General features: G+C 47.3%; 12 protein-coding genes. 8 read left to right on the top strand and 4 right to left on the bottom strand.

Features of this window, described 5'->3' with window-relative positions:
• The first annotated feature begins 276 nt into the window (after positions 1–276).
• From KDW_RS04770 to KDW_RS04755, 4 genes are all read left to right on the top strand, one after another.
• The gene (locus KDW_RS04770) at positions 277–1,302 is read left to right on the top strand and encodes a DUF929 family protein (RefSeq protein ID WP_151754903.1); all 1,026 of its coding nucleotides are present in this window, start codon (positions 277–279) and stop codon (positions 1,300–1,302) included.
• A gap of 416 nt (positions 1,303–1,718) precedes the next feature.
• Positions 1,719–2,567, top strand: a complete 849-nt coding sequence (locus KDW_RS04765) for a histidine phosphatase family protein (protein ID WP_151754902.1) — start codon at positions 1,719–1,721, stop codon at positions 2,565–2,567.
• Positions 2,568–2,642: 75 nt separating this feature from the next.
• Positions 2,643–3,479 (top strand): hypothetical protein, encoded by an 837-nt coding sequence (locus KDW_RS04760; RefSeq protein WP_151754901.1) that lies wholly within the window; start codon positions 2,643–2,645, stop codon positions 3,477–3,479.
• A 177-nt stretch (positions 3,480–3,656) separates the two neighbouring features.
• Positions 3,657–4,880: a glycosyltransferase gene (locus KDW_RS04755; protein ID WP_162004953.1), complete on the top strand. Its 1,224-nt coding sequence runs from the start codon at positions 3,657–3,659 to the stop codon at positions 4,878–4,880.
• A gap of 468 nt (positions 4,881–5,348) precedes the next feature.
• Here KDW_RS04755 and KDW_RS31555 read toward each other — a convergent pair whose 3' ends face one another.
• Positions 5,349–5,519: a hypothetical protein gene (locus KDW_RS31555; RefSeq protein WP_162004952.1), complete on the bottom strand. Its 171-nt coding sequence runs from the start codon at positions 5,517–5,519 to the stop codon at positions 5,349–5,351.
• A 209-nt stretch (positions 5,520–5,728) separates the two neighbouring features.
• Between KDW_RS31555 and KDW_RS04750 the strand changes: the two genes are divergently transcribed.
• Positions 5,729–6,010 (top strand): hypothetical protein, encoded by a 282-nt coding sequence (locus tag KDW_RS04750; RefSeq protein WP_151754899.1) that lies wholly within the window; start codon positions 5,729–5,731, stop codon positions 6,008–6,010.
• Positions 6,011–6,141: 131 nt separating this feature from the next.
• Here KDW_RS04750 and KDW_RS04745 read toward each other — a convergent pair whose 3' ends face one another.
• Complete coding sequence (locus KDW_RS04745; RefSeq protein ID WP_151754898.1) at positions 6,142–6,546, bottom strand: hypothetical protein; 405 nt, start codon at positions 6,544–6,546, stop codon at positions 6,142–6,144.
• Positions 6,547–7,003: 457 nt separating this feature from the next.
• Between KDW_RS04745 and mnmA the strand changes: the two genes are divergently transcribed.
• Entirely contained in the window at positions 7,004–8,182 is a 1,179-nt protein-coding gene (mnmA, locus tag KDW_RS04740) for a tRNA 2-thiouridine(34) synthase MnmA (protein WP_151754897.1), read from the top strand.
• Positions 8,179–9,987 carry a translation elongation factor 4 gene (gene lepA / locus KDW_RS04735; protein ID WP_151754896.1) on the top strand — a complete coding sequence of 603 codons (1,809 nt, stop codon included), beginning with the start codon at positions 8,179–8,181 and terminating at the stop codon, positions 9,985–9,987. Before mnmA ends, lepA begins: the two co-directional genes overlap by 4 nt.
• Positions 9,988–10,627: 640 nt before the next feature.
• Here lepA and KDW_RS04730 read toward each other — a convergent pair.
• Both KDW_RS04730 and KDW_RS04725 read right to left on the bottom strand, forming a co-directional pair.
• Positions 10,628–11,218: a DUF1003 domain-containing protein gene (locus KDW_RS04730; protein WP_151754895.1), complete on the bottom strand. Its 591-nt coding sequence runs from the start codon at positions 11,216–11,218 to the stop codon at positions 10,628–10,630.
• A gap of 168 nt (positions 11,219–11,386) precedes the next feature.
• Positions 11,387–12,100: an SRPBCC family protein gene (locus KDW_RS04725; protein WP_162004951.1), complete on the bottom strand. Its 714-nt coding sequence runs from the start codon at positions 12,098–12,100 to the stop codon at positions 11,387–11,389.
• 956 nt (positions 12,101–13,056) lie between these two features.
• On the opposite strand from KDW_RS04725, the gene KDW_RS04720 reads away from it, so the two are divergent.
• Complete coding sequence (locus KDW_RS04720; RefSeq protein WP_151754893.1) at positions 13,057–13,257, top strand: hypothetical protein; 201 nt, start codon at positions 13,057–13,059, stop codon at positions 13,255–13,257.
• Positions 13,258–13,326: the final 69 nt, after the last annotated feature.

Raw genomic sequence — 13,326 nt, 5'->3', positions numbered from 1 at the left:
CAGCTACAAAAATACTCCTTAAGTATAGCATATACATTCCATTAGTTTGATCTAATATGATAAATGATAGAGGTGATTTAAACAGCTACCAGTAATATATTACTTATTTAGGAGAAATAATGGTTATGAAATGTACAGAATAATAGCGATATTGGTAGCAGTTTAATAGAAATAGGAAGGGTAACATGTATGATAATGTACAGCATTGTTTCTCCATGTTACAATGTTTGGAAGTTTTCATTACAAGCATAAACAATGTATTGAAGAGGTAGACACATGACAAAAGCAAAGCATACTACGTCTGCTGCGCAACGGCGGGAACAGGAACGTGTACGGCGCAAGCAACGGGACCAAAATACGAAGACCAGGGTATCTGGCAGAAGACGAGGACAGCAGCATTCAACACGCAACACGTTGTTTGTGATCGGTGGTATTGTCGTGGTACTTGTCTTAACTGTTGCTGGCTTTATTTATTTTGCTGAGCAACAGAAATCATCAATAATCAAGACCGCTAAACCGGATGTCTTCAAGAGTCTGACCACAGTCTCGCCTGACCTATTATCGAGCGTGAATACAGGAGGTTTGCACTCCACTATCAGTTCTGTGCTGAAGCCAGTAAAACACGCTCCCCTCCTTAAAGGACCCAATGGCAAGCCTCAGGTATTCTACATGGGTGGCGAATTTTGTCCCTATTGTGGAGCACAACGCTGGGCTATGATTATCGCCCTGAGCAAATTTGGTACATTTGAGAGACCTCTCACCCCCATCGTCTCAAGTGAATCGCTTGTGCCCACCTACTCATTTTATAAAACTGCTTACAAGAGCCAGTATCTGGATTTTGTGCCCATTGAAGTCAGTGATAATCAGTCTCCTCCCAAGACACAGGAATCCCTTTCGCCTGAGCAGCAACAACTGGTGAAAACCTATGATGCCCCGCCCTATACCAGCGCGCAAAGTAGCGGTAGCTATCCTTTTATGAGTGTAGGAAATCAATTTGTTTCGGCCGGTTCCTACTTTTCTCCTACCTTGTTGACCGGACATACCTATACCGATATTATCAGTCAGATGAAAGATCCTACCACCGACATCTCGCGTGGCATGCTTGGTGCCGCGAACTATATAATCGCTCAGATCTGTAAAACTACCAGCAACCAGCCAGATACGGTCTGCACTGCAGATCCTATACCCTCCATACAAGGTAAATTACCCCGAGCATCTCTGCCAACAGGTCATACTGCAATTGCCAGTATCAGAAGCCTTCAGGAATTGGCATGGCGTCGGTATCAGGAGATACAAGCTTAATTATAATCTTCTCTATCCTCTGGAATTCTTATAGTAAAATGGATCGCATAGATAATGCGATCCATTTTTACGTACCAGCTATCAGGTTGGAGACAGCCTATAATCTCCTCAGCAAAGCAGTTAGTGGCTTTTAAACATTCCTATACCTGCCCCAGCGCCAGTTGCATCGTGAATATCTTCGCTGATACAATGAGATACAATTAATCAACTCGAGTATAGCGCAAGCCATCCAGGCGTATAATCTGCCCATCCAATTGTGTGTGCCAGATTGCCTGACAGGCTGATGTAGTTTAGCCATCTGCATCGAAATTGCATCGCGAAGCTGCGACCGCTGTGCTGGTAATGAAAGCAGCATTTCAAGTATATGGCACCTGATAGTGGGTACGTATAGCGTCATAAAGAAATGATAAAGGGATATGAAACAGCTACAAGCTTATATCTACCAGTGGCTTGTGAATATCTACAGGTGGTTGTATCTGGGGTGGTTTTATGTGGAGGTGGGGTTGCGCTTTATCTACTGGCGTATGCGTCTCAGTCTATTTCCAGAATCTATAGAAAGTACACAAACGCATATGAAACAAACGTTGCTTATTGTGCGACACGGGCAAACCACCTGGAATGTTCAACATCGCCTGCCTGGTCAACTCTCTGGTGTTGCACTCAACGAGATAGGACATCAGCAGGCGGCTCGCCTGGGAGAAGCGTTGCAGGTATTCCCGATCAGTACCATTATCAGTAGTCCTTTAGAGCGAGCATATCATACGGCCGAATACCTGGTTCAGGGAAGGAATATTGAGATCATGAAGGAGCCAGATCTGATGGATACGAATGTTGGTCCATGGGCTGGTCAGGTTATTCAAGAACTCTCTAAAAACGATCCGAACTGGCAGGCGTATGTCAAGGATCCTACTACAGCCCCTGAAGGTATCGAAACCTTTCCACAGGTGCAACAGCGGGTAGTCGCAGCTGTGGAGCGCTGGTTGGCCAGAGAGGACATTGGAGCCTATCCCACCTTTGTAGCTCATGCTGATGTCGTGAAATTATTGCTTGCCCACTATGCCAGATTACAGCCTGCTCAGGCGGGTGTTTTGTCTATTGATAATGCCTCGGTAAGTCTGGTTGAGTTGTCGAGGGACAAACAACAGGATGTGCATCCACACGTGATTGCCATTGGCTGGAGTCCTCAGCCGAGCTGGCTAAAGAGTCCAGCGCCAGAGAAACCCGCTCCAACAGATGCGCAAGAAGCTGGCGAGCAAAAAATGTAGTTCGTTCTGTGTACAGTACTATGTAGTACAAAACTTCTAGCGTGCGTTCGATTGTGTCTGGAAGGGAAGCTAAACATGTTTGATCCCCGTGATCCCTATGAGCGTTATTACTGGCATTATGAATCACGGCGACCGCTCTCGGTGGCCGAAATCATTGCGTTACAAAGCGTGGATGCCGAGACCGCTGGATTGGTCTGGCTATTACTTGAACATCATGTCTCCTTGACGGTGGCTGGTCCCACGGATCCACAACCTGGTGTTGGCAAAACAACAACACTCAACGCACTTCTGCAATTTCTTCCTGAAGGAACAGCCCTGGCTTATATGTCGGGTATGTACGAAAATTTTTCTTTTACACGCTTGCCAGATATTGATCCCACGACCACCTATGCGCTTTGTAATGAGGTTAGCGATCACCTCCCAATTTATATGTGGGGAAGGATTGCCCGCCGTTATTTAATGCTGCCAGGACAGGGCTACCACGTGGCAACCAGTGTGCATGCTGACACTATTGACGATGTATTGCATATGTATCAACATGATCTGCGTCTTCCCCCCGAACATATTCGGCGTTTAGGCTTGATTATCAATATCGGGTTGGCTGGCAGAAGCTATCCAGCACGCCGGCGCTGGTTCAGTACCCACTTTATCCAACCGCATGTCGATCCGGAACGGCCAGATGCCATTATTCCGATCCCTTTATCGCTCTGGAACTCATTTGATGATACGTTTGAGCATGCTGATGAGGCGCTCCTTACCAATCTGGCGAGTTGGATCGGTATGGATCCACAAGCTTTCCAGCAAGCATTGTCTCGACGTATTACCTGTATGCAGGAACTCTCCCAGGGATCAGGTATGGATATGCAGGGTATGTTTGATGCTATAACTGAGCTGCATGAAAAAGAATCATAAGTATGTTTTTCCGTATACCTGGAATAGATGTCTTGTCAGAATATGTTTCTATGTACGACAACAGAAGGAGGGAGCACCTATGCTTCTAGATCAGCTATTTGCTGGCGAAGGACGCTGGCCACGGATCTGCAACAGTTAGCTTGCACCAGACAATTGAAGAACAGGAGTTACTACCACATGTCGTATGCTATTGCCATGCTTAGCATCCATACGTCGCCATTGGATAATCCAGGGCGTACCAAGGACGCGGGCGGCATGAATGTTTATATTCGTGAACTTACCCGAGAACTTGCTGCACACAATGTTCAGGTTGACATATTCACCCGCCGAACCCGGGAAACTACTCCCACTATCGTACAGTTACATCCAAATGTACGTGTCATTCATATCGACGCTGGCCCCATTGCCACTATTCATAAAAACGAACTTTATCTATACACCCCGACCTTTGCCCGCCGTATTGAAGAATTTCGACGTCGTGAAGATATGCGTTATGACGCTATCCATAGCCATTACTGGCTCTCCGGTGTCGCTGCGATGCGCCTGGCCTGCTATTGGAGCGTTCCGCATATCACTATGTTTCACACCCTGGGGCGACTCAAGCAACTGGCCAATCCAACTGAGGCTGAGCCTCCCTTGAGGCTGGAGATGGAGCAACGTCTGATTCATCAGGCAGATCGTATTATTGCTGCCACGGCTGATGAGCGTGCGCATATGATACGTTACTGTGGCGCAACCCAGCACCAGATAGATGTCATTCCCTGTGGTGTAGACCTGCGACTTTTTGAGCCTTATGACAAACAACTGGCCCGGCACAAAATCGGTCTCCAGGCAGCGCAACCAGTACTCCTGTTTGCTGGTCGGTTGGACCCATTTAAGGGTCCCGATCAATTGTTACGGGCGGCTGCCTTAATGCAAGAGGACGCCCAGATTGTAATTGTCGGGGGAAATCTGGTTGATGACAAAGATCTTCAACAACTGCAATCCCTGGCGCGTGAGCTGCAAATTGAGCAACGGGTCCACTTTATGGGAGCCAGGACACGCGAAGAGATGCCTCTATTCTATAGCGCTGCCGACGTGACAGTTGTTCCTTCTTACCATGAAACCTTTGGCCTGGCGGCTGTGGAGTCCCTGGCCTGCGGCACTCCTGTCGTGGCGACCCGGGCTGGTGGACTGATGACCGTTGTGCGTCATGGTGAAACAGGTTTCCTCGTGCCCCGTTGTCCCGGCTTCTTCGCGGAACGTCTGGATATGTTGCTTCGTGATGATCACTTACGTGAGCAATTGAGTGCAGCCGCACGTCCATCTGTTCAGCAGTTTGCCTGGCAGCACGTGGCCCGGCAAGTCGAGGCTATTTATGACGAGCTGATCAGTGTTGGTCAATGCCTCGTTGCTTTATAGGGCCATGGCTCTCCCCAGAGCTATTTAATGCTCTGGCAGGGGAGCGACTAGCCACTCCTGCCGGGGAGCGAGGACCACCCCTGAAACAGGTTGACATTTCGAGCCAGGATGCAATAGTGACTACATGTTGTCGTGTTTTTGTAGAAAAAGATCTCTACAATTATATGACAATATGTATCAATTGCAGTAAGAATGTTTCGTAAAAAAGCGAATGCAGCTAATTTTCAGACCATTTGAAATAGAGAGAAACAGCTTAGTGCATTTAACAATTTCAAAACAACGTCATTGCAAAGATATTAGTCTGTTGGAGGGTGGACTTTCACCTATCTCTATGGTATAATCAACTGCAAGAGCAAAAGACATTCACGATTTGAACGTTCAGCCTGTTACCAATAATATATACGGGCGTACAGATAGTTGTGCCTGGATCACAATCCTGGCGAGGGTGGAATGCTTATGTGTGTAGTCTCAATAGAAGCGCGAGCTAATCTTCACTGCTTGATGATGGCCGCCACTGAGGTCGATCCACAGAGCAATGCTGACCTGAACCCGTAAATCCGCACTAGGGAAAAGAGAGTTCCCTGGTGCTTTTTTCATTACAGGAACCTTTGCTAGATAGCCCGGTTTTTGTGTACTCATCGAGCATGCTTTTAAGTTAACGGTCTGCTGCTTAGAAAAGTCGCGACTGGTGCGATGAGAGTGTTTATTTTGAGTAACGGAAGGAGGATTGTGAAATTTCTTTCTCTTAAAAGTAGTGCAATGGAAATGTATGTTACGCTCCTCACGGAGCTAATAATATAGTGCATGTGGCTACGGAGTGGTTGCTAGAATTGAAGGAGAGTGCGATCATGAACTCAAGTATGATCAATAAAATTGCAAAAGCCAAACGCTATGCAGAAGAGCCCGAGCGCATTCAGTTCACAAGTTTCGAAGCAAAATTCCAGGGTGAAAATGATGTTCACTCGACCAGATATGATGATGGCGAGTGGCAGTGCACCTGCCGTTTCTTTCATGATTGGGGAGATTGTTGCCACACAATGGCCATGCAGCGCATCCTGGGCGTAACGATTCCAGAGGCCCATCGTCACGGCGTGCTTTCTGGTTTAGGTACCGGCCCGCTCTCACACTAATCTGAGATCAGCAGTATATTGTGATGCACCGGTAGTGATTATTTGCTACCAAAAAAAATGAGGCACTGTTCCAGTTGGATTACAGTGTCTCATCTTTTTTTTATTACAGGTGATGATTGGTCGTCTGTGTCCTAAACAAGAACAAAATAGAGAACAACAATGGCCGTCGTCATGATAGTGGCCAGGATAGCGATAGTGATCAGGTCACGGCGTACGTAGGCAAAATGCTCAGCCGTCACCATAGGTGTTCCCGTGCGTTGTTGAGCTCGCTGAGCGGCCAGGCGTCGAGCGGCCAGACGTGCTGATGCACTTTTCGGGGCAGCAGCCTCTACAGGTTTTTCTCCTGTTTCAGATTCTGTGACTGAAGTTGGAAGAGGTGAAATAGGTAAAGCACTTTTGGCTTTTTCTGAGGTAGTGGGTTTTATTTTTTGTGGCTGAGAAGCTTCGCTTTCAGCGCCTTCTGGGCGAACCAGTTCAAACCCTTTTTGTCTCTGATACTGCGCTCCGCCGCGCGCAGTTGCTGATTTCTTTGGCATTGTGGCTTATTACTCCCTTGCTCGATGGCCGTGTTAGAAACATACAGCATTTCGAGCGACTGTGGTTCTTGATATAAACGCTTGGCTCATCGTTCAGACGTGCACTCTTGCCAGTTCAAGGCGTCTTAGCACCTGCAATATCTCACGTAGCACATTGTAGCTATTATACACAGTATGTCTCCTGGTTGACAAGCCTGAACAGTACATCAGGTAAGGCATTTCGAAAGTGTTTGCACCGCTCTATGTGTCAGAGAAGGGCATAGTTGAGCTCATGTGTATTTGACAAGCACCCCTGGCTGTGCTACTCTTACTGTTGGCAAGAAAGGGCAAAACATATTCATTACCCAGATCGTACAGCAGCGATTCACAAGGCTAGCCCCCACGAGGCTAGTCCTTTTTTCTATATAAACCTATTACTACGATACACACTAGTAACAAACAAGCAGGAATTTTTAACATGGCACGAATAGTCGTCGCAATGAGCGGCGGCGTAGATAGCTCGGTCGCCGCTGCGCTCCTCAAAGAACAAGGCCACGAGGTGATCGGTATCATGCTCCGCCTCTGGTCAGAACCTGGTGTTATTGAAGCCGAAGATGATGGTATTGAGCGTGTTGCGCAGAATAAATGTTGCTCAATTGAATCGGTAGATGATGCCAGACGAGTGGCCCGTAAACTGGATATTCCCTTTTATCTGGTAAATGTTGAAGAAGAATTCAAAGAAAAGATTGTTGATTCCTTCTATGATGATTATGTAGAAGGGCGTACTCCCAATCCTTGTTTGAACTGCAACCGCCATATCCGTTTTACTGTTTTGCTGAACCGAGCACTGGCTTTGAATGCCGACTATCTGGCAACCGGCCATTATGTACGGGTTGATGACCATCCCGCGACCGGGAAGCGTCGTCTGCGGCGTGCCGTCGATCCAGATAAAGATCAATCCTATGTACTACATGTGTTAAATCAGCATCAGTTATCCCATGCCTGTTTTCCTCTGGGTGGCTATACTAAGCCAGAGGTGCGAGCCATGGCGGCTGAGCGTGGCATGACGGTGGCAACAAAGGCCGAGAGCCAGGAGATCTGTTTTGTCGCGCAAAATGATTATCGCGGCTTTATTGATCGCTATGCTCAGACCAGACAAGAGGGAAAAGTACCCGTGGCAGTTGGTGCCGCGCCAGCCTCACCGCAGGGCACTGGCTTGATTTCTATCCCTAAACCAGGACCTATTTTGGATCAACAGGGTAAGACCCTGGGTCGGCATCGGGGCCTGGCATACTATACCATTGGACAACGCAAAGGACTGGGTATTACGTCCCGTGATCCTCTACATGTCTTGAAACTTGACGCTGCCCACAATTCGCTCGTGGTAGGACCAGCCAGCGCGCTGGAAAAGTCAGAGTTTGTTGTTGGAAAGATGCATTATCTAAGTGGCGAGATCCCGACCGAACCATTTGAGGCATTGGTGCGGGTGCGCTATAAGGCTCCTGAGCAGCCAGCACTGGTTACCCCCCTGGAGGGCGATCGCGTGCGTGTTACCTTGTTACAACCACAGCGGGCCATTACACCAGGGCAAGCCGCCGTCTTCTATGGCGGGGAGGATGGTGCTGAGGTGTTGTGTGGGGGAATTATTGCAGAATGACGGACCAGGCACATATTAGGAATTTTTGTATCATTGCTCATATCGATCATGGCAAGTCAACCCTTGCCGATCGTCTGTTAGAGGTTACCGGTACGGTCTCTAAGCGCGATATGCAGGCGCAGACACTTGACCAGATGGACCTGGAGCGTGAGAAGGGTATCACCATCAAATCACAGGCTGTACGCATGCGTTATACGGCCTTGAATGGTGAAGAATATGAGTTGAATCTCATCGATACTCCGGGACACGTTGACTTTACCTATGAAGTTTCGCGCAGCCTTGCCGCTTGCGAGGGTGCTCTGCTGGTGATCGATTCGACCCAGGGTGTGGAAGCCCAGACCCTGGCGAATCTCTATCTGGCTTTAGAGGCCGATCTCACTATTATTCCGGTCATCAATAAAATCGACCTACCCAGTGCCGAGCCTGATCGGGTGAAGCAAGAGGTCGAAGATGTGATCGGGCTGCCCAAAGAAGAATGTATTCTGGCTTCTGCCAAAGAAGGTATTGGTACACAGGATATTCTTGAGGCGATTGTCAACTCTGTGCCGCCTCCCTCGGGAAAAGAAGAGAGTCCGTTGCGAGCGCTGGTCTTTGATTCGCATTATGATGCATATAAAGGCGTCATTGCTTATGTGCGTATTATCGATGGCAAACTGGTTGAGGGCGAACGTCTTTCTATGGTGGCTGCGGGCAGTTCTGCTGATATCCTGGAAGTTGGCTGTTTCCAGCCTAAACTGGTCTCTACCAAAACATTAATTACTGGCGAAGTTGGTTATATTGCCACAGGTTTTAAAAACGTTAAAGACTGTCAGGTAGGGGATACTGTTACCGTACCTGCCGCCCTGGGCGTGATTGAGCCGTTACCAGGTTATCAACCAGCCAAACCGATGGTTTTTGCCGGTCTGTATCCGGTTGATAGCAATGACTATCCTGAGTTGCGCGAGGCGTTAGATCGTCTGAAACTGAATGATGCGGCCCTCCATTATGAGCCAGAAACCTCGAACGCGCTGGGATTTGGTTTCCGCTGTGGCTTCCTGGGTTTGCTGCATATGGAAATTATCCAGGAGCGCTTAGAGCGCGAATATAATCTGGAGATTCTGGCTACCGCTCCCAGTGTAGAATACCATGTGACCAAAGTCGGGGGAGAAATCATTGAGGTTGCCAATCCATCGGACATGCCAAACTTTGGCGAGATTGAGCAGATTGAAGAGCCTAATATGGACATCTCTATCTTTACTCCGTCCCGCTATATTGGCACCATCATGGAGCTTGTAACCTCCAAGCGTGGTGTGTATAAAGATCTAAAGTATATTGAAGCCGAACGTGTTTTGATGACCTATGAGATTCCACTGGCCGAATTGATCATTGATTTCTACGATCAACTCAAATCGCGCACCCAGGGATATGCGTCTCTGGACTATAACTTTGGTTCTTATCGGGCTTCAGACCTGGTCAAAATGGATATTCTGGTGAACACAGTTCCGGTAGATGCTCTTTCGTTGATCCTTCATCGTGAAAGTGCCTACTATCAGGGCCGCGCGCTCGTTGAGAAATTACGTAGCCTGATCCCGCGTCAGCTCTTTGACGTACCTATCCAGGCTGCTATTGGCTCGCGCGTCATCTCACGTGAAACGGTGAAAGCTATGCGTAAGGATGTTCTGGCCAAATGTTATGGTGGTGATATTTCACGTAAGCGCAAACTGCTGGAGAAGCAGAAAGAAGGTAAGAAGCGCATGAAAATGGTCGGAAGTGTTGAAATTCCTCAAGAAGCCTTCATGGCCGTCCTTTCTCTTGGAAAAGAATAGTATTACCAGGCAAGAAAAAGCCGTCCAACTCTTAATAGGAGCGGACGGCTTTTTTATGTGATATGGATGGAGCATCTTTGAATATAAAAAGAGAGCTGGATAATCACGGTTATCCAGCTCATCTGTGTCTCTTTTTTTTTATTACAACTCCCGTGTTTGTACGTTAACCGATTTACTACTACCTACAGCATACATCACTGAATGTAACAGCGATACTCCTCTGTTGACCTCCGCTACTCCCGGACGTTTATAGTACGTCATGACTTGTACGGGCTATAGAGCCTTACAAAATACGGGGTGCTAGAAGCTCAGAGGTATCGATCGGCCCGTATCTACGGGCGTTCCTAGTCAATCTGAAATACTACCCCTAAAACATGAATTGGTTTCTTCATGGTTCTTATAAGATCGCTTGATATCATAAGATCTCCTTCCGGGGTGCTTATGCAAGGGCCAGGCCTTGTGCCAGGGTCTCTTGTTTCCCTGGTGTATTCCTCACTTGTTGGAATATCTATACGATACCATCTCATTTTTGAAAAGTCAAGGCTTATCCATGGCGAAATTCCGAGCGGTTGATTGTTAAATGTGCTGACCTCTATGCTTACCGGGTTTTCCTCAGCTGGAAAATCTGTTAAAAGGGCGGTTAACCCTCATTGACAACATCTTCATAATTTTGTTGGAAGCTCGAAAGCACTTGCGCTGGATCCGCATTTTCTTGCATGATTTCAGCCTGAGGATCATGGCGATCCTGTACATGGGGTATATCGCGGCGTAATTCTTCCAATAATGCGATCAGTTTGCTGACTTTGCGATCAATAAGCAAAGAAAGCTCCAGATCTAAATGCGTGCGTTGATCATCCATTCTGGCCTGACGATTTTGGGTAATCAGAACCGCGGTAGTGGTCAGAAGAGCAATAAAACCTATCACACCCTGAATATCTGAGAATGGTGGTGGATCCAGACGTTTGAGACCAATGAGAGGGCAAAATAGATTATACACTATCCAGAGGGCTGTGATGATGATAATGGTATATAGGGTGGAAGGACGTCCGAGTATATTGCGGGTAATGCGTTCAATGAGTTGCTGGTGTCTACTGGTCCCACGTTCTTCGGAAAGGCGAATGGATACGAGGCTATTAATATCTTTTTCAACGATATCCAGCAGCTTTGTGAGCTCTGGATCTTCGGATTGCAGATCTGAAGCAGCATGATTCGACGTATACTTGGAATCCATAAAATATTTATACAGTCCCTTCGGCTTTAGCCTGTGAGCGATAGATAGAAGTATCTATTATATCACTATGAAATGATCCATGTTATGTCATAGACAGCCAGAAAGAAGAGCGGCTACGATCTCACGAGAAACGTAGCCGCTCTTCTTTCGTTTAGACAGGATGTTTCATTAGTAGTTGTTTCGTCCTGTGTTTGTATGTGGGTTTTCATCAGGGGTGATAGCTGATGGCTCAACGGGCGTCCCGCCAAGATCACTATCGCTGGCCGCCAGACGATCGTTAGTGGTACCAGTGATATCACGATCCAGCTTTGGCATACCAGTACTGGTGCGGCCGTAACTACTATCATCTTGCATTGTATTGTTCTGGCGACCGGTTGTTTTACCCTTACTGGCAGCACTATCCTCATGGAACAGATAGTTAGAGGATTTTGGATCGAGCGCGCCGGCCGGAGCCTCATTCACCATCTGAGCAAAATGGCCAAGATCATGTTCCAGGGCATTTTGGAAGCGGCTACCAGCACCTAACTTTTCTCCTGCATCCCCCAATACACCTGCTGGTGGATCATAGCTGATCGACACCTGGACCGTCGTCTGCTCATTAGAGGTCGGAATAAAGGTAACTTTCCCGAAATTTTCCAGTCCCTTGGTTGAGCGCCAGCCTATCTGCTGATCAGGTACCCAACCTTCATTTACAGCATCCCATTCATGATTGCCAACGACATCGGCGACCCAATGGCTTGACTGGTCATCATGATATGTAACCTCCTTGATGAAGGTCATGAATTTTGGGAAATCATTAAAATGGGTGAACAAGGAGTATACCTGATGGACAGGAGCATTGACTGTAATTTCTGCGGTGTGCGTTGAATAGTTCTTCTGCATTATATATCCTTCTTCTACTAAGTCTCTGGCGGCTCTCCGTCCTTCCGGGGAAGAGGGGAGGGTTGCGAGGACTGTCATGCCCCCAGCATGCCTGCCATCGCGCTCCGTCAGGGGCTGCCGCCCCTGCACCCCGCTTTCCCCTAATGGCCGGAGAGCCTCTCTGGCACATACGCCTTGAGACTAAAACAGGTAATGATCGTTTTGTGTATAATACCAATAGTTCTGGCATCCCTTTTTACTGGCATCCCTTTTTATACGATTCTCATTTCAGGGTCGCTTCAACATGTTCCATCTTATTAAAAATTTGCTCACAGTGAGTTACAGAGCATACCATTCAATCGTGTGAGTGGTGCTCACGCTTGCTTTTCATAGCAAGCGTGAAGATTTTTTAGCTGGAAAAAGGCTTAAAGTAGTTTTTTTCTGAAGACAAATAGCCATGATGTATTGCGAATTTTTCGCGATAAATGAAATTATAATAAGGCCTTTACATCTCGACTTTTTGTTGTTTCTCACGGTATCATATGAAGAGAAGCCGAGCTGGTTGAGATAAATCTGAGCGGGAGCAATGGAGTAAGCACAGAGGTACCTTTTTGTTGTATTGTTGAGGAAACCCTGGTATTATGCTGACGGTGAATATAAATAAATACGACAAAAGCGAGAAGCCAAACCGTCAGGTACCCCATGTCTCAAGACGGGGCTTAGAGCTGGGATGAAAATATTCAGGTCTCACCAGGGCAAGTTAGAACCCCTTTTAAATCGCTGTTTGCGTCTGGTGTAATATAAACGTAGAGTTAAAGGAAGAAACTCAAGTGCATGCTTATCAGTGTAACCAATGAGCATGTGCTTACGTAGTAGAAGGTAGTACGGAGAGCGCGTTTATACCTGGTGAGACACTGTTTACATAGATTGTCCCATTGGTAGTAGCTGAATTCTATGCTTCGGAGAGGTAACAAGCAATGTCAATTGGAACCTTGGAAAACAACTTGAGCCGCGCTCTAGAACTGCTGGGTGGCTCTATTGATCCCGAGATAGTCGAGACGTATCCATCGCTGGAGGCACGTATTTTAGCACAGGCACTGGAGAATGTTGAGATTGCCGAGCAGCGCTTACGAGAGATTCAGAAGTTAGTTGGCGAGCTTGAGGGAGTGCTGGTCTAAACTTCCTCTGGCGTTTTTTCTCTGACATACTATTAGCCGCTGGCGTCTGCATATCCCTTCTCCGAAGTT

Origin of the sequence: Dictyobacter vulcani (assembly GCF_008974265.1) — a bacterium.
Taxonomy (GTDB): Bacteria; Chloroflexota; Ktedonobacteria; order Ktedonobacterales; family Ktedonobacteraceae; genus Dictyobacter; species Dictyobacter vulcani.
This window is presented reverse-complemented; position numbering and strand designations above follow the sequence as displayed.